This window comes from Caulobacter hibisci, from assembly GCF_016135805.1.
In the GTDB taxonomy this organism is placed as follows: domain Bacteria; phylum Pseudomonadota; class Alphaproteobacteria; order Caulobacterales; family Caulobacteraceae; genus Caulobacter; species Caulobacter hibisci.
Genome location: NZ_JADWOX010000008.1, coordinates 66182 through 86332, shown reverse-complemented (window position 1 = coordinate 86332; position 20151 = coordinate 66182). Strand labels below are relative to the sequence as shown.

General features: G+C 69.8%; 20 protein-coding genes and 2 pseudogenes. 11 read left to right on the top strand and 11 right to left on the bottom strand.

Features of this window, described 5'->3' with window-relative positions:
• Window positions 1-44 precede the first annotated feature (44 nt).
• On the bottom strand, window positions 45-659 hold the full coding sequence (gene pth, locus I4Q42_RS13055; protein ID WP_198576511.1) for an aminoacyl-tRNA hydrolase: 615 nt from the start codon (window positions 657-659) through the stop codon (window positions 45-47).
• A 9-nt stretch (window positions 660-668) separates the two neighbouring features.
• On the opposite strand from pth, the pseudogene I4Q42_RS26040 reads away from it, so the two are divergent.
• Window positions 669-771 (top strand): annotated as a pseudogene (locus I4Q42_RS26040) (hypothetical protein); the annotation flags it as partial.
• Window positions 772-850: 79 nt separating this feature from the next.
• On the opposite strand, the gene I4Q42_RS13050 reads toward I4Q42_RS26040, so the two are convergent.
• From I4Q42_RS13050 to lgt, 6 genes are all read right to left on the bottom strand, one after another.
• Window positions 851-1450, bottom strand: coding sequence for a 50S ribosomal protein L25/general stress protein Ctc (locus tag I4Q42_RS13050; RefSeq protein ID WP_198576510.1), 600 nt, complete (start codon window positions 1448-1450; stop codon window positions 851-853).
• A 161-nt stretch (window positions 1451-1611) separates the two neighbouring features.
• Window positions 1612-2727 (bottom strand): hypothetical protein, encoded by a 1116-nt coding sequence (locus I4Q42_RS13045; RefSeq protein WP_198576509.1) that lies wholly within the window; start codon window positions 2725-2727, stop codon window positions 1612-1614.
• Between the two features lie 303 nt (window positions 2728-3030).
• Window positions 3031-3969, bottom strand: a complete 939-nt coding sequence (locus I4Q42_RS13040) for a ribose-phosphate pyrophosphokinase (protein ID WP_198576508.1) — start codon at window positions 3967-3969, stop codon at window positions 3031-3033.
• 301 nt (window positions 3970-4270) lie between these two features.
• The gene (pgeF, locus tag I4Q42_RS13035) at window positions 4271-5056 is read right to left on the bottom strand and encodes a peptidoglycan editing factor PgeF (protein ID WP_198576507.1); all 786 of its coding nucleotides are present in this window, start codon (window positions 5054-5056) and stop codon (window positions 4271-4273) included.
• Window positions 5053-6228, bottom strand: a complete 1176-nt coding sequence (locus tag I4Q42_RS13030) for a class I SAM-dependent methyltransferase (RefSeq protein ID WP_198576647.1) — start codon at window positions 6226-6228, stop codon at window positions 5053-5055. The genes pgeF and I4Q42_RS13030 overlap by 4 nt, the downstream gene beginning before the upstream one ends.
• Window positions 6228-7097 (bottom strand): prolipoprotein diacylglyceryl transferase, encoded by an 870-nt coding sequence (lgt, locus tag I4Q42_RS13025; protein WP_198576506.1) that lies wholly within the window; start codon window positions 7095-7097, stop codon window positions 6228-6230. Before lgt ends, I4Q42_RS13030 begins: the two co-directional genes overlap by 1 nt.
• 117 nt (window positions 7098-7214) lie before the next feature.
• On the opposite strand from lgt, the gene I4Q42_RS13020 reads away from it, so the two are divergent.
• The 3 genes from I4Q42_RS13020 to proC all read left to right on the top strand — a co-directional run bounded on the left by I4Q42_RS13020 (window position 7215) and on the right by proC (window position 9189).
• Window positions 7215-7532: an accessory factor UbiK family protein gene (locus tag I4Q42_RS13020; RefSeq protein ID WP_198576505.1), complete on the top strand. Its 318-nt coding sequence runs from the start codon at window positions 7215-7217 to the stop codon at window positions 7530-7532.
• Window positions 7533-7663: 131 nt separating this feature from the next.
• Complete coding sequence (locus I4Q42_RS13015; RefSeq protein WP_198576504.1) at window positions 7664-8167, top strand: type III secretion system chaperone family protein; 504 nt, start codon at window positions 7664-7666, stop codon at window positions 8165-8167.
• 239 nt (window positions 8168-8406) lie between these two features.
• Window positions 8407-9189 carry a pyrroline-5-carboxylate reductase gene (proC, locus tag I4Q42_RS13010; protein ID WP_198576503.1) on the top strand — a complete coding sequence of 261 codons (783 nt, stop codon included), beginning with the start codon at window positions 8407-8409 and terminating at the stop codon, window positions 9187-9189.
• A gap of 165 nt (window positions 9190-9354) precedes the next feature.
• Here the strand turns inward: proC and I4Q42_RS13005 are convergent, their stop codons facing one another.
• Window positions 9355-10347: an alpha/beta hydrolase gene (locus I4Q42_RS13005; protein ID WP_198576502.1), complete on the bottom strand. Its 993-nt coding sequence runs from the start codon at window positions 10345-10347 to the stop codon at window positions 9355-9357.
• A gap of 96 nt (window positions 10348-10443) precedes the next feature.
• Between I4Q42_RS13005 and I4Q42_RS13000 the strand changes: the two genes are divergently transcribed.
• From I4Q42_RS13000 to I4Q42_RS12980, 5 genes are all read left to right on the top strand, one after another.
• Window positions 10444-10737: a hypothetical protein gene (locus I4Q42_RS13000; protein WP_198576501.1), complete on the top strand. Its 294-nt coding sequence runs from the start codon at window positions 10444-10446 to the stop codon at window positions 10735-10737.
• Between the two features lie 226 nt (window positions 10738-10963).
• Window positions 10964-11605: a TetR/AcrR family transcriptional regulator gene (locus tag I4Q42_RS12995; RefSeq protein ID WP_198576500.1), complete on the top strand. Its 642-nt coding sequence runs from the start codon at window positions 10964-10966 to the stop codon at window positions 11603-11605.
• Between the two features lie 34 nt (window positions 11606-11639).
• Window positions 11640-12683: an alpha/beta hydrolase gene (locus I4Q42_RS12990; RefSeq protein WP_198576499.1), complete on the top strand. Its 1044-nt coding sequence runs from the start codon at window positions 11640-11642 to the stop codon at window positions 12681-12683.
• Window positions 12680-13660 (top strand): NADPH:quinone oxidoreductase family protein, encoded by a 981-nt coding sequence (locus tag I4Q42_RS12985; protein WP_198576498.1) that lies wholly within the window; start codon window positions 12680-12682, stop codon window positions 13658-13660. Before I4Q42_RS12990 ends, I4Q42_RS12985 begins: the two co-directional genes overlap by 4 nt.
• A 93-nt stretch (window positions 13661-13753) precedes the next feature.
• Window positions 13754-15148, top strand: a complete 1395-nt coding sequence (locus I4Q42_RS12980; protein ID WP_198576497.1) for a glycoside hydrolase family 28 protein — start codon at window positions 13754-13756, stop codon at window positions 15146-15148.
• 151 nt (window positions 15149-15299) lie between these two features.
• Here I4Q42_RS12980 and I4Q42_RS12975 read toward each other — a convergent pair whose 3' ends face one another.
• From I4Q42_RS12975 to I4Q42_RS12965, 3 genes are all read right to left on the bottom strand, one after another.
• Complete coding sequence (locus tag I4Q42_RS12975) at window positions 15300-16004, bottom strand: DUF899 family protein (protein ID WP_198576496.1); 705 nt, start codon at window positions 16002-16004, stop codon at window positions 15300-15302.
• A 239-nt stretch (window positions 16005-16243) separates the two neighbouring features.
• The gene (locus I4Q42_RS12970; protein ID WP_198576495.1) at window positions 16244-18085 is read right to left on the bottom strand and encodes an arginine--tRNA ligase; all 1842 of its coding nucleotides are present in this window, start codon (window positions 18083-18085) and stop codon (window positions 16244-16246) included.
• Complete coding sequence (locus tag I4Q42_RS12965; RefSeq protein WP_198576494.1) at window positions 18082-18804, bottom strand: Tat pathway signal sequence domain protein; 723 nt, start codon at window positions 18802-18804, stop codon at window positions 18082-18084. The genes I4Q42_RS12970 and I4Q42_RS12965 overlap by 4 nt, the downstream gene beginning before the upstream one ends.
• Before the next feature lie 188 nt (window positions 18805-18992).
• Between I4Q42_RS12965 and ispH the strand changes: the two genes are divergently transcribed.
• Both ispH and I4Q42_RS26035 read left to right on the top strand, forming a co-directional pair.
• Entirely contained in the window at window positions 18993-19955 is a 963-nt protein-coding gene (gene ispH / locus I4Q42_RS12960; protein WP_198576493.1) for a 4-hydroxy-3-methylbut-2-enyl diphosphate reductase, read from the top strand.
• Window positions 19956-19996: 41 nt separating this feature from the next.
• Window positions 19997-20119, top strand: a pseudogene (locus tag I4Q42_RS26035) (hypothetical protein); the annotation flags it as partial.
• Window positions 20120-20151 lie beyond the last annotated feature (32 nt).

Here is a 20151-nt window from a genome sequence, read left to right as displayed (position 1 = left end):
AGGGTTTCCCGCCACAAGGGCGGGAATGACGGGAGGTTGGGAGGCTATGCCCCGCGAGGCTTCTTCGGATCCGCCTTCGGCGACGGCGCCAGGCGCAGCACCTCGGCCTGGTAGCGCTCGTCGTCGCCAGCGGCGGCGAAGGGCAGGGCGTCGGTGACGGCGTCCAGCAGCAGGTCCAGCCATTGCTGCTCGACCTTGTGGAAGTCGCCCAGCACGTAGTGCATGACCATGTCCTTGTCGCCGGGATGGCCCACCCCGATGCGGCCGCGGCGGAAGGCGTCGCCGATCTGGCTGGTGATCGAGCGGATGCCGTTGTTGCCGGCCGCCCCGCCGCCGGCCTTCATCCGGAAGCGGCCCGGGGCCATGTCGATCTCGTCGTGGAAGACGATGACGTCGGCTGGCGCCAGCTTGAAGAACTTCATCGCCTCGCCCACGGCGCGGCCGCTCTCGTTGTAATAGGTCTTGGGCTTGAGCAGCAGCAGCTTGACCGGGCCATTGGGCGTGTCGACCTGGCCCTCGCAGGCCAGCCCCTGGAAGCGCGCGCGCCACGGGGCCGTGCCCCATTTGCGGGCGATGGCGTCGATCGCCATGAAGCCGACGTTGTGGCGGTTCTTCTCGTACTTGGGCTCGGGATTGCCGAGGCCGGCGAGGATCAGCATGGCGCGGTCCTGAAGCAGTGGGGCGAAATCCTCGTCCTTCGACAAGCTCAGGATGAGGATTTCGAGCGGGCCTTCCAGTCGCCCTCACCCTGAGCCTGTCGAAGGGCGAGGGCGGAGCCACATACGAAAACGGGCGGACCCGAAGGCCCGCCCGCTTCCTAGATCAGTTCGGTCGCAAGACCGAGCCGGGATCAGCCTTCGACGGTGGTGTCGCCTTCGCCCGACTGGGCGGCGGCCGAGGCCTTCAGGGTGGCGATCACGAAGTCGCGGTCGACGGCCGGCTTCACGCCTTCCGGCAGCTTCACTTCCGAGATGCGGATGGTGTCGCCGATGTCGTGGCCGGCCAGGTCGATGACCAGCTCTTCCGGGATCTGGTCGGCCGGGCAGGCCAGCTCGACGGTGTGGCGGATGACTTCCAGCGAGCCGCCCTTCTTCAGGCCGACCGAGGTTTCGTGGTTCTTGAAGTGCACCGGCACTTCGATCTTGATCAGCTGGTGCTCGCTGACGCGGTACAGGTCGAAGTGCACCGGCTCGTCGGTGACCGGGTGGAATTGCACGGCCTTGGCGATGACCGATTGCTTGTCTTCGCCGTGCTGCAGCGTGACCAGGTGGCCGAGCAGCTTGCCGGTGAACAGCGCCTTGCGGAATTCGTTGACCCGCACGGCGACGTTCACGGGATCCTTGTCGCCGCCGTACAGCACGCCCGGGACGAAGCCGGCGCGGCGGGTTTCGCGGGCGCCGCCGGTGCCGGTGCGATCGCGGACTTCAACGTTCAGAATGATATCGGCCATGTCAGTTCTCTCTTGAGGGCCCATGCCCTCGGAATGCGAAATCGCCGCACAAGGCCGGATTGCCCCGCTCGGTCGACGTTTTCAGGAGGGCGCCCAATACACGAAGAGGGCCGCCGGTGCAATCCGGCGGCCCTCTGGCAGGCTTGGAAAGGTCTGAAGCGTCAGGCCTTCTTCTTCTTGGCGGCCGCGGGCTTGGCGGCGGGCTTCTTCTTGACGGCCGGCTTTTCCGGCGGCGGGGGCGGCAGCGGCTCAACCGGCATAGGCGCGCCCGACGCCTTGATCACGCAGGCGCCGGTGTCGATCATGATGTGCTGGCCCAGGCAGAAGATGTCCTCGTAGTGCGGCTTGGACACGGCCAGGCACTGGTAGAGGTTCAGCTTGGCCATGTTCAGGCACGAACCGGCGCTGGGCTCGGCCATGATGGCGTCGATGGTCGGCAGGTTGTCGTCGCCGGCCGCGCCCAGGGCGGCCAGGGCGGCCACGGCGAGGCTGCGGATCACCAGCGGGCGATAGGGCGGCGGGGCCGAGCGCGGGCCGGCCGAGGCGGCGGCAAGCGCCGCGTCGATGCTGCCGGCGTCCGGAGCCGGCGGCGCGGGCGGGGCGTTGACCGTGGCCAGCGAAGCCTGCTGCAACTGGGCCACGTCGGCGGTGTCGGCCAGGGCCGGGGTGGACGAGGCGGTCTTGGCGTAGGCCAGGCGGCCGTCGCGATCGGTGACCGAGGCCTTCGACCAGGTCGCGCGCTGCACGTCGTAGGCGGCCTGCTTCACCTTCTTGCCGGCGTCGTAGACCTTGAGGCCGTCGGCGCCGAGAGTGTCGATGATGCGGGCGGCGGCGGTGTCGCTGCCCTTGAAGCCGACGGCGTAGGCCGGGTCGGCGATCAGCTGGTTGATCACCTGCTGGCGCTGGGCCGGATCGGCGGCGAAGGCGCGGACCGAGGCGACGAAGGTCGGGTCCTGCAAGGCCAGCACCGCGCCGTAGGACATGGCGCCGCTGAGGAAGTGCTTCTGCTCGTAGCCCACGGCGACCTTCAGCGAGGCCTGGATCTGGTCGCCGTTCTGGAAGTCGGGCGTGATGGCGCCGGTGCGCTGCATGTAGCCGCGGAAGGCGCTGGCGCGCTCGACCACCTTGTTGGACAGGGTGATCGGCGGCGGGGCCGGCGGGGCCTGGACGACGGGCGGCGGCGGGGGAGGCGGCGGGGTGCTGCAGCTGGCCAGGACCGTGGCCGCGGCGATCGCGACCGCCGTCAGAGCGGCGCGCGGGCGCAGGTTGGAAAGCATGCTGACGACATCCCCGTATAGCTGGAACCGGCATAACATCGCCGACGGGCGACATTGTGACAGTCAGTCCGTTAACCAGTCTTTGACAAGCGGGGCCGTGTCGCGATTTCCGCGAGAGCACGGATTCCGTTGGGGATTTTCCGATCGGAGAATGTGGCGACGGTGTGGCGGAAGCGGGCAGGGGTTAACGGCCTTGCCGGAACCTCGCCCTTCGACAGGCTCAGGGTGAGGGCCTTGAGCGCGTCGCTTGGCCCGTGGTCCTCATCCTGAGCTTGTCGAAGGACGAGGACCACGCAGGGCGGATCAGTCGAACAGCTTCGACACCGATTCTTCGTTGGCGATCCGGCGGATGGCTTCGCCGATCAGCGGGGCGCATGAGACGTAGCGGATCTTCGGGCAGGCCTTGGTGGTGTCCGAGGCCTCGATCGAGTCGGTGACCACCAGTTCGGTCAGCACCGAATTGGCGACGCGCTCGGCGGCCGCGCCCGACAGCACCCCGTGGGTGACATAGGCGCTGACCGAGGTCGCGCCGTTGGCGATCAGGGCGTGGGCGGCGTTGCACAGGGTGCCGGCCGAGTCGGCGATGTCGTCGAACAGGATGCAGCGGCGGCCGGCGACGTCGCCGATGATGTTCATCACCTCCGACTGACCCGGGCCCGAGCGGCGCTTGTCGACGATGGCGAGGTCGGCGTCGTCCAGGCGCTTGGCCAGGGCGCGGGCGCGCACCACGCCGCCGACGTCGGGCGAGACAACCATCAGGTCGTCGCCCAGCGGGTAGTTGCGGATGATGTCGTCGGCCAGCAGGCGCGAGGGCAGCAGGTTGTCGGTCGGGATGTCGAAGAAACCCTGGATCTGGCCGGCGTGCAGATCCATCGTCAGCACGCGGTCGGCGCCCGAGCGGGTGATCAGGTTGGCCACCAGCTTGGCCGAGATCGGGGTGCGGCCGCCGGTCTTGCGGTCCTGGCGGGCGTAGCCGAAGTAGGGCAGCACCGCGGTGATCCGCTTGCCCGACGCGCGCTTGAGGGCGTCGATGCAGATCAGCAGTTCCATCAGGTTGTCGTTGGCTGGGTAGCTGGTCGACTGGATCACGAACACGTCCTCGCCGCGGACGTTCTCGTCGATGGTGACGAACACTTCGAGGTCGGCGAACCGGCGCACCTGGGCGCGGGTCAGCGGCATGTCGAGATACTCCGCGATGGCCTGGGCCAGCGGACGGTTGGAGTTGCCGGACAGCAGCTTCATTTTGGATTCTCGGTGGGGGGTCGCCGTTGCCGGGCCTTCTAGCAGTGATCCGCCCCGGGGCAACCCGCTTAAGGTCACAGGTTGTGCTTCGTAACCATTTCGTGTCGTTCGGGCCGCAGGGTGGTTTCTAGGAGTCCTTCTCCCCTTGCGGGAGAAGGTGGCGGCCGAAGGCCGTCGGATGAGGGGTCTCTCAAATCTCGATGACGACGCCCGGTCGGTCGATTGTCGCGGCGGACAGGGCTCTCGACCCCTCACCCGACCCCGCTCCGCGGGGCCACCCTCTCCCGCAAGGGGAGAGGGATTACCCCTCCAGCATGATCGCCGACAGCAGCCGGCCATAGTCCTTCTGCCCGTTCAGCACCGCGCGGCGGTTGGAGAAGAACTCGGCCTCCTCCGCGCACGTGTCGCGGCCGATCCATTCGCGCCGCTCGATGCCGGCGGTCTCGATGCGGTCGAGCACGAAGGCGGGCAGGTCGAACATCCGCTTGTCGCCCGATCTGCCCGGCTTGAAGAACCGCTTGGAGCCGGGGCAGTCGGCCTCGAACCTGTGCAGGAACTCCAGGCCCACCTCGTACGAGTCCGGCCCGATGCAGGGGCCGACGGCGGCGACCATGCGGGCCGGATCGGCGCCCAGCTCGACCATGGAATCGACGGCGGCCTGGACCACCCCGTCCAGCGCGCCGCGCCAGCCGGCGTGGGCGGCGGCCACGACGCGGGCCTCGGGGTCGACGATCAGCACCGGGGCGCAGTCGGCGTGCAAGGCCCCGCAGACCACGCCCGGGGTCTTGCTGACCACGGCGTCGCCCTGCGGCCGTGCATCGCCCCACGAGCCGTCGGCGACGATGGCGATGGTCGAGTGGATCTGAAAGCAGGTGTTGAGGTCTTCGCGCTCGACGCCGAACCAGTGGGCGGCGCGGGCGCGGTTCTCGACCACGTCGGCCGGCTCGTCCTGGCTGCCACGCCCGACGTTGAGGCTGTCGTAGAGCCCCTTCGAGACGCCGCCGTTGCGGGTGAAGAAGGCGTGGCGCAGGCCGGGCACGGCCGCCAGCAGCGGCGACTGGACGGTGGGGAGGGGGTGTTGCGTCATGCCTCGTCCTCGAAGAGCGGGGCGGCCAGCCCCGGCGCGCTCAGGCACGCGACCTTGAAGAGATCGCCCATCTGCGCCGCTCCGGTCAGGCGATCAAGCTGTCTTGCGATCGTGTCGGCGCGATCGGGGCGGGCGGCGGCCAAGGCCTGGGCGCGAGCCTCGATCCCCAGAGCCCGCAGGAAATCGCCCTGGGTAAGCACCGGCGGGGCCTTGGCCCCGGCCTCGCGGGCGGCGTCGAGCACCGAGGGGAAGTCGGCCCAAACGGTCAGGTCGGCTTGGCCGGGGCTGTCCAGCGGGCCTTCCTTCTTGTGGGCGCGCAGGGCCTGCAGGGTGTCGCCGGCCTCAGGCGTCGCGCGACCGTAGTCGATCAGCAGGGCGGCCCCGCCGTCGCGGGCGACGCGATGGCCGATCTCGGAGCCCAGCGCGGCCTGAGCGGGCGAGGATTCGAGGATGGCGCCGACCGCAAGATCCTCCCCCCCTGGGGGAGGTGTCGGCGCCGCCGACGGAGGGGGGAGAATGCTTGGCTCGGCGGCGGCTGAAAACGCCCCCCCTCCGGCCCTGCGGGCCGCCTCCCCCATGGGGGGAGGGCCCAGCTTGCGAAGCCCGAACGCCAGTTCCCCGTCCTCGCCCAGGCCCACGACCCGCTCGGCCCAGCCGTCGGCGGTCTTCACGAACTGCCGCGCCGGCAGGCAGTCCAGCAGTTCGTTGGCGACCAGCAGCAGCGGCGCGTCGCCCGGAACCTCCTCCAGCCGCCCGGCCCAGCGCACCGAAGCGCTGGCCAGCCTGGTTTCCTGCGCGGCGCGCAGCACCGGCGAGACCTCGACCAGCCACAGGTCCGCGGCCTCCAGGAACGGCGGCAGCAGGCGGGCGGCGCGCAGGATGTCGCTCATCAGGGTTCCGTCGCCGGGACCCATCTCGACCAGGCGGAACGGGGCGGGACGGCCCATCCGGTCCCAGGTCTCCATCAGCCACAGGCCGACCAGTTCGCCGAACATCTGGCTGACGCCCGGCGCGGTGACGAAGTCGCCCTCTGGACCCAGGGCAGGTCGGTTGGCGTAGTAGCCGTCGCGCGGGTCGTGCAGGCAGCGAGTGAAGTATTCGGGCACGCCGATCGGCCCGTCCTGGGCGATCTGGGCCTTCAGCCGGTCGAGCAGCGCGGGTCGTGCGGGGATCAAGACGCGGCGGTCTCCCCGGCGACCGGAACGATCGGGTCCTTCAGCGACCGCCACAGCAGCCAGCCGCCGGCCAGCAGCATCGGGGTCGACAGCATCATCCCCATGGTCAGGCCCAGCGGGAAGTTGGGCATGAAGGCGTCCGGCTGGCGCACGTTCTCGAGGCTGGCGCGGAACAGGCCGTAGCTCAGCATGAACAGGCCGGCGAGACCGCCCCGACGTTGCAGGAAGCCGAACTTGTGGGTGGCCAGGCGCAGGATCAGGAACAGCAGCACGCCTTCCAGGGCGGCCTCGTAGAGCTGGCTGGGATGGCGCGGCAGCTCGCCGGCGGCGCAGACGCCGCCTTCGATCGCCCGGATCCGGTCGTTGCAGAACACCACGCCCCACGGCACGTCGGTGGTGCGGCCCCACAGCTCGCCGTTGATGAAGTTGGCCAGGCGGCCGAACAGCAGGCCCAGCGGCGCGACGGGCGCCACCAGGTCGCCCAGCTTCAGCAGGTCGATCTTGTTGCGGTGCGCGAACAACACGATCGCCGCGCAGACGCCCAGGAAGCCGCCGTGGAAGCTCATGCCGCCGTGCCAGACCTGGAAGATCTCCAGCGGCCGCGTCCACAGCAGCGACGGGCTGTAGAACAGCACATAGCCGATCCGGCCGCCCAGGATGATGCCCAGGGTCACCCACAGCACCAGGTCGTCGATCTGCTCGGAGGTGGCGGTCGGCGTCTGGCCGCCCCACAGCCGCGGGGTCTTGACCAGCCGCACCGCATAGCGCCAGCCCAGCAGGATGCCGGCCACATAGGCCAGGGCGTACCAGCGGATGGCCAGCGGGCCGAGATGGACCAGGACGGGGTCGAATTCCGGAAAGATCACGCCGCTCGGCTCCGATCGGGACAGATGGTCGCAGGCATAGCGGGTTCGCTGTTCGCTTTCATCCCCCGCTCACCATATAAAGGGCGTCAGGCGATTTGCGCCCCATCCGGAACGACGATGCACAGCCAGAACCCTTTCCTCGACGAGTTCGCCAAGTTCACCCAGGCCGCCATGGGCATCGCCCAGACCGCCGGCGACGAAGCCAAGACCGCGTTCCGCGCGCAGGCCGACCGCTGGGCCGCCGAACTCGACCTGGTGCGCCGCGACGATCTCGAAGTGCTGAAGGCCCAGATCGTGGCCCTGCAGGCCGAAGTCGCCGCCCTGAAAGCCGAAAAAGCCGCTCCCGAGGCCGCCGCCGCGCCGAAGCCGGCCGCCGCCAAGACCGCCAAGAAGGCTGCTCCGAAAGCCGATGAATCGCCCGGAAAGAGCGAATAAGCACATATTCTGCTCGCTTGGAGCGTGAACGCTGTTGTGGCGAAACGCGCGAAGCAGCTTAGACTCCATTCTCGTGGGCGACACCCGGCGGGCCCCACGCCCGCTATCGCCCCTGGGGGCCAAAGGTTCTGATGGACACCCAACCCGACGACGACGTCCTGCTGGCGCTGGATCCCCTCGAGGTGGTCGAGCATGTGCTGGCGGCCGAAAACCTCACCTTCGACCGCACGGAAGACGGCGATCTCGCCTTCGCCCTGACCGGCGACTGGAAGGATTACGAGCTGTGGTTCGCCTGGCGGCCCGAGGCCGACTGCCTGCAGCTGTGCCTGTCGCTCGATCTGCGGGCCTCCAAGACCAAGCGCCCGGCGGCCTATGAGCTGCTGTCGATGATCAACCAGCGCGTCTGGCTGGGCCACTTCGAGGTCTGGACCGAGGACGGCGAGGTGGTGTTCCGCCACGCCCTGGCCCTGCCCTCGGGCGAGCGTCCGACCATGGCCCAGGCCGCCTCGATGATCGACGCGGCGGTGGAAGCCGCCGACCGCTTCTACCCGGCCTTCGACTTCCTGCTGCACGGCGCCAAGACCCCCGACGAGGCCATGGCCGCCTGCATGTTCGAGACGGTGGGTCAGGCCTGATCTCCTTCTCCCCTTGCGGGAGAAGGTGTCATCCGAAGGATGACGGATGAGGGGTCTCTCGGATTTTCGACGCCGCGACAGCTGAACCGCTGTCGCGGCGTTTTTCGTTTGTACGACCCCTCACCCGACCCGCGTTGCGGGCCACCCTCTCCCGCAAGGGGAGAGGGGATTTTCAGTGGTGACGCCGCCTGCGCTCCGCGCTACGCCCCGCCGAACACAGTGACGCGGGAGCTTCGCCCATGACCCCCATTCTTCTGCTCGGCGCGGGCCGCATGGGCGGCGCCCTGATCGAGGGCTGGCGCAAGACCGAGGCCTTCGCCCCCGCCGACCTGATCATCCGCGACCCGTCGGCGACGCCCGAGGCCTTCCCCGGGGCGGTGGTCAATCCGCCGCTGGAAGCGCTGTCCGCGGCCAAGGTCGTGCTGCTGGCGGTCAAGCCGCAGATCTGGCGCGAGGCGGTCAAGGACGTCGTCCCGCACCTGGCCCCCGACGCCATCGTCGTCTCGATCGCCGCCGGGGTGCGCGCGGCCGACATTTCGCAGGCCTTCGGCGGCCGGCGCGTGGCGCGGGTGATGCCGACCACGGCCGTGGCCATCGGCCAGGGCGCGGCCAGCCTCTATGCCGACACGCCCGAAGCCCTGGACGCCGCCAAGGCGCTGTTCGCCCCGGTCGCCGCCACGGTCGAGCTGGCCGACGAACAGCTGATGCACGCGGCCACCGCCGTCTCGGGCTCGGCCCCGGCCTATCTCTACGCCTTCATCGAGGCCCTCGAGGCGGCCGGCGCCGGCCAGGGCCTGACGCCCGAGGACAGCGCTCGCCTGGCTCGCGCCACCATCGTCGGCGCCGCGGCCCTGCTGGCCCAGGGCGGCGAGGAGCCGGCCGAACTGCGCAAGCAGGTCACCTCGCCCGGCGGCACCACGGCCGCGGCCCTGTCGGTGCTGATGGGCGATGGCGGTTTCGGGGATCTGCTGCCGCAAGCGCTGGCGGCGGCGGTGAAGCGCTCGGAGGAGCTGGGGGGCTGATCCCTCTCCCCTTGCGGGAGAGGGTGGCCTGCGAAGCAGGTCGGGTGAGGGGTCTGTCAGAAATCAAACGCCGCGACAGTCGATCAGCCGTCGCGGCGTTTTTCGTTCGTGCGACCCCTCATCCGTCGACTTCGTCGACACCTTCTCCCGCAAGGGGAGAAGGGTCTAGCGGGTCACGTCCACCAGCGTCGCGGCAGGCTTCCCTCGCTCCGCCGCCACGAACTCCACGGCCCGCACGATATGGTCGGCGAATTCGCCGCCGAGCAGGCGGGTGTGGCTGGCGCCGGCCACGTGGTCGACATAGCCGTGTTGGGAATCGCGGGCCGGGGCGGCCTGCATGTCCTTCCACTGGGCGCGTTCGCCGACGCGGGCGCCGGCCGTGACCACGGCCACCGGCCATTCGGGGGCGAAGGGCGGCTCGGCGGCGGCCTGGGCCGAGGATTCGGCCCACAGCGAGACCTCGGCGGCCGAGGTGCGGTTGTGGCGGCCGTTGGCGAAGCCCCAGCGCTTCTCGGCCTTGGCGTCCGGCGGCAGGCCGATCTTGTCGCCCAGGCGGGTATAGACCAGCGGCTTGTAGAGTCCCGTTGAGGCGCCCAGCGCCGCCGCGCGCGAAACGAAGACGAACGAGTTGATGAAGCTCTTGGCTCGGCGCATCCGCGTGGCTTCGGGCGTGGCGGCGTCGACCAGGACGATGCCGGCCACCTGACTGGGATTGCGGCCAGCGTATTCGCGCAGGCGCAGGCCCGCCATCGAGTGGCCGACCAGGATGAACGGGCCCTTCTCGCCCGAGGCGACAACCAGCTTCTCGAAGTCCGAGACGATGGCCAGGCCGTCGCGGGGGGCGGGACCCTTGGGCGAATAGCCCATGCCGGCCCGGTCGTAGGCGCAGGCGCGCCAGCCGGCGGCGGCCAGGGCGTCCTGGGTCGCGCCCCAGTCGGCGGCGAAGCCGAAGGCGCCGGCCTCCAGCCAGACGGTCGGGCGGTCGGGCCGCGCCGGCGGTCCCTCGCAGACCAGGCGCAGGGTGCGGCCCCCGCCGATGTCGACCTGGGTCCCTCGTGGGGCCTTGGCGCCGGCCGCGGCCATCACGCCGCCCGTCGCGACGAAGGAGACGAAGAGCAGGGTGAAGGCGGCAAGGGCGCGTCCGGCGTGCTTGAGCATGGCTCCAATGTAGGGCCGCGCGGGCGTTCGTCGAGGGGGTGGTGCGGCTTCTCGGCGCGGTTTCCTTCTGGCGGATCAATCCCTAGACTCGCGGGCATGCGTCGCGCCCTCTCCGCCCTGCTGCTGGTCGCCGTCCTGGCCTCGTCCGCCGGGGCGCAGACGGCGAGCAATCCGTCCCCGACAGGCGCGCCGCCGGCCGTCGCGCCGGCCCCGCCGCCGCCGCTGTTCTCGCCCAAGCCGCCCGAGCGCGACACCCAGGCCTGCAAGGCCGCCTGCGCCAGGACCTACTATTTCTGCCGCGCCAACGCCGACGACGACAACTGCCCCAGCGAATGGTCGCGCTGCAACGTGCGCTGCACCGCCAGCTTCACCCGACCGACCGGGAATTAGCTCAAGATCCTCCCCCTCTGGGGGAGGTGGCCCGCAGGGCCGGAGGGGGGACGTTTTCAGCTTCCGCTGATCCGGCCGGCCTTCTAGTCACTTCCCCCTCCGTCGGCTTCGCCGACACCTCCCCCTTCAGGGGGAGGGTCGCGAACTCTACCTCTTGCTCCGCGCCCGGAACGAGGCTCAAATCCTGACGGCGCGTCATCGACGCCGCTGGGAGTCGCGCATACCGATGTCGAACATCGCCTATTTCCCCGCCATGCCGCCGCGCGAGGACAATCGCCCCGGCAAGCGCGAGCGCACCAAGACCGCCAATCGCCAGGCCATTCTCGACGCCGCCCGCCAGGTGTTCGGCGAGCTGGGCTATGACGGGGCCACGGTGCGCGACATCATCCGCCTGACCGGCTTGGCCTCGGGCACCTTCTACAACTACTACAAGTCCAAGGAGGAGGTGTTCGACGCCCTCGCCGACGACGGGGCGCGGCGCTTCCGGCCGCTGCTGCGCGTGGAGTTCGAGAAGGCGACCGACTTCGCCTCGTTCCTGCGCGGGGCCATGCGGGCCTATTTCGACTTCCTGGCCGCCGAGCACGAGACCTGGCGGGTCAACCGCCCGGCCGGCGAGGCCCACCCGACGGTGCGCTCGACGCCCGAGGTCACCGCTGTCTTCGCCGAGGTGCGCGAGGCCTTCGAGCGGGTGCTGGAGCGAGAGCACGCCCCGCCCGTCGATCTCGACTACCTGACCGCCGCCTGCATCGCCGTGGCCCGCGAGGTCGGCGACAAGATGCTGGAGCGCCGGCCGATGGACACCGAAGGCGCCACCGCCTTCGCCGTCGGCCTGATCCTCGGCGGCCTGCCGGCCCTGCCCAGGCCCTAGACCCTCCCACGTCCCCGAACAGAAGAGCCCCCGAATGGCCGACGTCCAGAAGCTGATCCTCAAGACCATCCTGTCGCTGCCGACGCCGATCCTGCGGGCGCTCAGCGGCGGGGGCGTGGTCTATCGCGGTGGACGCACCCTGGACCCGCGCTTCCAGTTCTTCGCCCATGCGGCCCAGGGCCTGCCGTCGATGACCACCCTGGCGCCGGACGAGGCGCGGGCGGCCAGCGCCAAGGGCCTGGCGGCGGTGGCCGGCTCGCCCGAGCCGGGCGTGCGCACCGAGAGCCTTTCCATTGATGGCCCGGGCGGCCAGATCCCGCTGCGCGCCTATCGCCCGGCCGAGCAGGACGCCTCGGCGCCGCTGATCGTCTTCGCCCATTTCGGCGGCGGGGTGATCGGGGACCTGGAAACCTGCCACGCCTTCTGCGGAATCCTGGCGCGCATCGCCAGGACCGCCGTGCTGTCGGTCGACTACCGCCTGGCGCCCGACCATCGCTTCCCGGCGGGCCTCGACGACGTGCTGGCGGCCTGGCGCTGGGGCCGCGACAACGCCGTCCGCTTCGGCGCGGCGCCGGGCGTGGCGGCCATCGGCGGCGACAGCATGGGCGGCAATTTCGCCGCCGTGCTGGCCCAGGAGGCCAAGCGGACGGGCGAGGCCCAGCCGGCCTTCCAGCTGCTGATCTATCCCGCCGTCGACGTGGCCAGCGAGACGCCGTCGATGAGCCTCTACGCCGATACCTATCCGCTCAGCCGGCCGATCATGGAGTGGTTCATGGGCCACTATATGGGCCCCGAGGCCGATCCGGCCGATCCGCGCCTGTCGCCGGACAAGACCCAGGACCTGTCGGGCCTGGCGCCGGCCATCGTCGTCACCGCCGGCTTCGACCCGCTGGTCGACCAGGGCGAGGCCTACGCCAAGCGCCTGATCGCCGCCGGCGTGCCGACCACCTACCGTTGCTACGACAGCCTGGCCCACGGCTTCACGGCGTTCACCGGCGCCGTGCCGGCGGCCGATGCGGCGTGCCGCGAGATCGCGGGGCTGGTGCGGGCGGAGATCGAGGGGCGGGCGGGCGCGTGAAGGCGCTGGTCGTCGAAAGCCTCGCTCCGGACTTCGCCGGCTGCGCCCTACGCGAGGTTCCAACGCCGACGCCCGGTGCCGGCGAGGTCCTGGTCCGCATCAAGGCCGCCAGCGTCAACTTCCCCGACCTGCTGATGACCCGCGGCGAATACCAACTGAAGCCGCCGCTGCCGTTCACCCCTGGCCTCGACTTCGCCGGCGAGGTGGCGGGTCTGGGGGAGGGCGTCACGGACCTGGAGATCGGCGCGGCGGTGGTCGGCGGGGCGCGGACCGGGGCCTTCGCCGACTATATCGCCGTCCCGGCCAAGGCGCTGAAGCCCAAGCCCGCGCGGCTGTCGTTCGGCGAGGCGGCGTCCTATGGCGCGGCCTATCTGACGGCCAGGGTGGCGCTGGTGCGGCGGGCCAATCTGCAACCCGGCGAATGGGTGCTGGTCCATGGCGCGGCCGGCGGGGTGGGGCTGGCGGCGGTGGACCTGGCCAAGGCCATGGGCGCCCGAGTGATCGCGGCCTCGGCCTCGGACGACAAGCTGGCGCAGATCGCGCGGCTCTACGCCCCTGACGCGACCGTCAACGTCATCGGCGGCTTCCGCGACCAGGTGAAGGCGATCACCGGCGGGCGCGGCGTCGATGTGGTCTATGACCCGGTCGGCGGCGACGTCTTCGACGAGAGCCTGCGGTGCTTGGCCTTCGACGGCCGGCTGCTGGTGGTCGGCTTCGCCTCGGGCCGGATCCCGACCGTCTCGGCCAATATCCCGCTGATCAAGGGCGTGTCGGTGATGGGCGTGCGGGCCGGCGAATACGGCCGCCAGTTCCCCGAGCGCGGCGCCGAGGATCAGGCGGCCGTCTGGGCGATGGCTGAGGCTGGAACCATACGCCCGCATGTCCATGCCGAACTCCCCTTGGACCGCTGGCGCGAGGCCTTCGACCTGCTGGCCCAGCGACGGGTGGTCGGCAAGGCGGTGATCCTCCCCGGTTAGTCGCTCTCAAATATTGACTTCGTGTCCCATAATGTAGGGAATGCGTCCCAAGCGGGCGCGCCTCGACGCCGTCTGGACACTGGGAGACGCGTCATGGGGCTAACCCGCAGAGCCACTGTCGGAGCCGGCCTCCTGGCGCCCCTGCTGCCCGGGGCGAGCTTCGCCCGGCCCCTGCCGCGCAAGCTGGTCCGCCCGACCGCGCCGTTCGACATGCCGAGCATCGGCGTGCCCGACTTCTCCAGCGCCAAGCGCTTCGTCATCACAGATTTCGGCGCAGATCCGGGCGATCAAGGCAAGACCAGCGCCGCCATCGCCGCGGCGATCGCCGCCGCCAATACCGCCGGGGCGGGCGTGGTGGTGGTCCCCGAAGGAACTTGGCCGACCGGCAAGGTGCACCTGAAGAGCAACGTCGCCCTGCACCTGGCCAAGGGCGCGACCCTGCTGTTCTCCGAAAAGCCCGCCGACTATCTGCCGCCCGTCCAGACGACCTGGGAGGGGCTGGAGTGCTGGAACTATTCGCCGCTGGTCTATGCCTTCGACTGCGAGAACGTGGCGATCACCGGCCCCGGCAGGCTGAAGGCCAGGCTCGACGTCTGGCGCGAGTGGTACAAGCGGCCCAAACCGCACATGGACGCCCTGGTGGCCCTCTACCACCAGGCCGCCAAGGGCGAGCCGGTCGGCGAGCGCCAGATGGCGGCCGGCGAGGCCAATCTTCGCCCGCAGTTCATCCAGTTCAATCGCTGCCGCCACGTGCTGGTCGAGGACGTCAGCATCGAGGACAGCCCGTTCTGGGTGATCCACCCGTTCCTGTGCACCGACGTCGTCATCCGCCGGGTCAGGATTCGCGCCCACGGCCACAACAACGACGGCGTCGATCCGGAGATGAGCCAGAATGTGCTGATCGAGGACTGCGTCTTCGACCAGGGCGACGACGCGGTGTCGGTGAAATCGGGCCGCGACCAGGACGCCTGGCGGCTGGGCGTTCCCTCGCGCAACATCGTCATGCGCGACTGCCGGATCCGCAACGGCCATCAGCTGATGGCGATCGGCAGCGAGCTGTCGGCCGGGATCGAGAACGTCTTCGTCGACAACTGCCACTTCACCGGCGACGGCAAGGGCGAGGACGGCTGGGCCGTGCCGATCGCCAACCTGCTGTTCGTCAAGACCAACGAGCGGCGCGGCGGCTTCGTCCGCAACATTCACATGACCCATGTCAGCGCGACGAAGATCGCCGGCAGCGTGCTCGCGGTCGACACCGACGTCCTCTACCAGTGGCGCACCCTGGTTCCGACCTACGAGCGTCGCCTGACGGCGATCGAGGGGCTGAGGGTCTCCGACGTCCGCGTCGAGGAGGCCGGGTTCGTCTGCAGCCTCAAGGGCGAGAAGGACCTGCCGATCCGCGACGTGCGTCTGCGGAAGGTGGCGGTGGGCAAGGTGCTGCAGGCGCCGGTGAAGGCGGAGAACGTCGAAGGGTTCGACTACACCTAGGGTCAGCGGGCTCCACCTCCACCGAGCATCCCCGCGAAGGCGGGGATCCAAGCTGACTCTCGGAGGGAGGCGCGGCCGTGGGTCATCCGCGGACTCGGCTTGGATCCCCGCCTTCGCGGGGATCTATCGGGTGGTGGGGTGCGGGAATGCCTCAGTAATCCAGCTTCGGATACCAGTCGGGCGGCCGGCCCTCCGGCGTGCTGTCGAGCACCATCCACAGCGGCGCGGGATCGGGCGCGCCGCGGGGGTCCTGGCCGGGATCGGCGGTTTCGTCGGCCATCTCGCCCGACCAGAAGTGGCGGATCGTGCCGTCGCGGCGGGAGAAGACGTTGAAGGCCGGAATCTCCGAGCCGTCGGGCAGCAAGCCGAAATAGTCGCGGGAATAGTCGCCGGTCAGGTCGGTGTAGAGACGAAGGTTCTTCCAGCCGCGCTCGCGCTTCCAGGCCAGCAGCTTGTCGAGCGGCGAGCGGGCCACGACCGCCAGCGACAGCTGCTGGTCGATGTCGGCGGCGTTGCCTTCCCAGGAGCCCAGCAGGTTGGTGCACATGGGGCAGGGCCGCTCGCGCTGCGGCCCGAACATGTAGGAATAGACGGCCAGGGTCGGCTTGTCGCGGAACAGGCCGGCGAAGTCGACCTCGCCCTCCTCGCCCTGGAAGCGGTAGTCGCCGACGACCGGCCCGCCCGGCGGCAGGGCCCGGCGCTGGGCGGCGACCCGCTCGATATGGCGGCGCAGCTCGATCTCCTCGGCCAGCAGGGCCGTGCGGGCGGCGCGGTATTCGGCGCTTTCGTTGGGGATCCGCACCGGATTGGCGCGGGCGAGCTCGGCGGCGGGGATCAGGGGCGCGGCGTCGTCCATGGCGGTCCTCCCGGTGGCGCGGGCAGGGGACGTCAGGGGGCGATGGTTTGCAAGCGTCGCCGCGGCGTCCTTCTCCCCTTGCGGGAGAAGGTGTCGGCGAAAGCCGACGGATGAGGGGTCTCTCAAATGCAAAACGCCGCGACGGCTGATCGGCAGTCGCGGCGTCTGATTTTTGAGAGACCCCTCACCCGACCCCACTCCGTGGAGCCACCCTCTCCCGCAAGGGGAGAGGGATCAGCTTACATCCGTTCGGGCGTCTCGACGCCCAGCAGGTCGAGCGCCAGTTCCAGCTGCTTCAGCGCCGTCTGGGCCAGGGTCAGGCGCGAGGCGCGTACGGCCGCATCATCGGCGCCGAGGATCGGGCAGGCGGCATAGAACTTCGAGAAGCCCTGGGCCAGCTTGTAGGCGTGCTCGGCCACGAAGTTGGGGGCCTTCTTGTCGTAGGCCTCCGACAGCGCGCCCTCGAAGCCGTCCAGCAGCAGGGTCAGGTCCCGCTCGGCCGGCTCGGCGACGATCACCGGACCCGCTTGCGCGGCCTGGTCGGCGGCCTTGCGCAGGATGCTCTTGATGCGGACGGTCTGGTACAGCAGGTACGGACCGGTCTTGCCCTCGAAGCTGGTGAAGCGGTCGAGGTCGAAGACGTAGGAGGTGCCGCGGAAGTTCTGCAGGTCGGCGAACTTCAGGGCGGCGACGCCGACCTTGTGCGCGGTCTCCTCGAAGGCTTCCGGCGACAGTTCTGAACCGAGGCCGGCTTCGCGCAGGCGCTCGCGGGCCTTTTCGCGGGCCATCTCGATCAGGTCGTGCAGCTTCAGCACGCCGCCGGCGCGGGTCTTGAAGGGCTTGCCGTCGGCGCCGTTCATGGTGCCGAAGCCGATGTGCTCCAGGCCGCCCGGCTGGGCGTAGCCGGCCAGGTAGGCGGCGCGGAACACCTGCTCGAAGTGATCGGCCTGGCGCTGGTCCACGCAGTAGAGGATCAGGTGCGGGTCGAAGGACTGGCGGCGGTCGAGGATGGTCGCAAGATCGGTCGTGCCGTACATGGCCGAGCCTTCGGACGACACCACCAGCAGCGGATCGGGGCTTTCGACCTCGATCACCGAGCCGTCGGGCAGCTTCTTCTTCTTGGTCTCGCCGGGACGGGCCACGCGGACGATGCGGGCGCCCTGGTCCTCGACCAACAGGCCCTTGTCCTCCAGCTGGCGCACCATCGGCGCGATCAGCGGGTCGGCGTCGCTCTCGCCCTTCCACAGGTCGAAGTCGACGCCCAGGGCATGGAACTCGCGCTCCAGGGCCACGCGGCTAACCTCGACGAAGTGCTTCCACAGCAGGCGGTAGCCGAAGCGGCCGTTCTGCAGGTCGGCCGTCGCCTTGCGGGCGCGGTCGCGATACTCGACGTCTTCCTTGGCGCGCGCGGCGGCGGCCGGATACAGTCGGTCTAGGTCGGCCAGGGTCACCCGGCCGGCGAACTCGGCGCGCACCTTGGCCTCGTCGGCGGCGGTGAAATCGCGCGGGGCGTCCGGCAGCTTGGCCATCAGGGCGGCGATGAAGGCGTCTTCGTCCATCACCGCGGTGATGAGCAGGCCCATCTGGAAGCCCCAGTCGCCGAAGTGGGCGTCGCCCACCACCGTGTCGCCGCGGAAGCGGTACAGGCGCTTGATCGACTCGCCGATGATCGAGGCGCGCAGGTGGCCCACGTGCATCGGCTTGGCGACGTTGGGGCCTGCATAGTCGACCAGCACACGGCGGGGCTCAGACAGCAGCACGGCGCCGGCGCGGTCGTCGGCGGCGATCTGGTCGGCGCGCTCGGCCAGGGCCGAGGGGCTGACGCGCATGTTGATGAAGCCGACGCCGGCGATCTCCACCGAGGCCAGGCGCGGATCGGCCTTCAGCTGCTCGACCACCTGGACGGCGATCTCTCGGGGATTGCGCTTGGCGCTCTTGGCGGCCGCGAGGGCGCCGTTGCACTGGAAGTCGGCAAGGTCGGGCCGGTCGGACGCCGTGACGCGCCCGAAGTCGGGAGACAGTCCGGCGGCCTGGAAAGCGGCCGCGGCCGCCTCGCTCAAGGACCGCTTCAAATCGTTCATTGCTTAGGAGGAGTCCCTGCTTGCTGGCCCTGGGCGACCTGGCCGGCGTTGACCCGGAAGCGCTTGCCGTCACGGTTGAAGGCGGCCATTTCCGGGGTGACGTCGAAGCCGATCAGGACCTCGAAATTGCCGCCGCTCGTCTTGATGTCGGCGCGCGGGATGGTGATGGTCTGCAGCTTCTCGGTGGCGTAGACGCGGTCGCCGCTGGCCGGGAAGGTGATGGGCAGGTCGAAATATTCCTTGGCCAGAACCGACTTGTTGCGCTCGGTCACGGCCACCCAGTAGCGATAGGTCTTGCGCGGCTCGACGGCCTCGGGACCGCGGCCCAGGGCGAACAGCACCTCGACCTGCATCTTGATCGGCTCGTCGTTCTTGTAGGCGCAGCCCGAGGACACGCCCTGGATCTCGCCGGTGTAGCCGGCGGCGGCGCTGCTTTCCTTGCCGCCCTTGAATTCGACATAGCGGCTGGCGTCGTACAGCACCTTCACGAAGGGGCAGGGGCCGGCGTTGCGCAGCTGGGCCAGCGGCGCCTTGGGCTGGTTCCACTCCTCGTCGCGCTTCTTCTTCTTGCCGCCGTCGTCGTCACCGCCTTGGCCGCCGCCGCCGGGGCCGCCCTGGCCGCCCATGCCGCCGCCCATCTGGGCGTGAGCGCCGACGGCGGTCATGGCGAACGACAGGGCCATGGTGGCGCTGAGGGCGACGGAAAGCGTGCGGCGCATGAAACGTCCGGTTCGAGAAGGATTGCCAAGTCGGGATAGCCCCAGCCGGCGTCAATGCAGCCTGATAAAGGCATATGCGTGACCTCGCAACGGGCGCGCGTTGCAGGCCTGACGTCAAACGCTGCATCACGCAGGCCGGCGGCGCACGGGTCTGGCGCCGGGGCCGCCAAACGCTTAGGTTCCGCGCCATGACCTCCGACGCGCCGACCCGTCCCCAGCTCCGTCTGTTCCTGGCCAGCCCGCGCGGCTTCTGCGCCGGGGTGGACCGCGCCATCCAGATCGTCGAGCGGGCCATCGAGAAGTTCGGCGCGCCGGTCTATGTGCGCCACGAGATCGTCCATAACCGCCACGTGGTCGACCGGCTGAAGGCCCTGGGCGCGATCTTCATCGAGGAGCTGGACGAGGCCCCGGACGATCGTCCGGTGGTGTTCTCGGCCCACGGCGTGCCCAAATCGGTGCCGGCCGAGGCCAAGTCGCGGCAGATGATCTATCTCGACGCCACCTGCCCGCTGGTCTCCAAGGTCCATGTCGAGGCCCAGAAGCACTTCGACAACCAGCGCGAGATCGTGCTGATCGGCCATGCCGGCCACCCGGAAGTGGTCGGCACCATGGGCCAGCTGCCCGAGGGCACGGTGACCCTGATCGAGGACATCGAGGACGCCCGCACCTGGCAGCCGAAGGACGCCTCGAACGTGGCCTTCCTGACCCAGACCACCCTGTCGGTCGACGACACCGCCGACATGGTCGCCCTGCTCAAACAGCGCTTCCCGACCATCGCCGCCCCGCACAAGGAAGACATCTGCTACGCCACCACCAACCGCCAGGACGCGGTGAAGATGCTGGCCGAGGCTTCCGACCTGATCCTGGTGGTCGGCTCGCGCAACTCGTCCAACTCGGTGCGCCTGAAGGAAGTGGGCCTGAAGGCCGGCGCCAAGGCCGCCTATCTGATCGACGACGCCTCGGGCCTTGAGTGGAGCTGGTTCGAGGGCGTGCAGACCATCGGCCTGACCGCCGGCGCCTCGGCCCCGGAAGACCTGGTCCAGGGCGTCATCGACGCCATCAGCGGCCACTTCGACCTGACCATCGAGGAACTGGTCGAGGCCCGTGAGACCGTGACCTTCAAGCTGCCGCGTCTGTTGACGACCGCTTAGAGGAATAAACAGTCTCCCTCTCCCATAGGGAGAGGGTCGGGGTGAGGGGTTACGGCGTCCGACGGAGTGCCGGCACGCCGTCCGACCTCGTAACCCCTCACCCTCCCACCGCTTCGCGGTGGGCCCCTCCCTCTCCCTCTGGGAGAGGGATTCTAAAAGCGGCCGCTTGACCGCCAGCGCGTGGCGCCGCATCCCG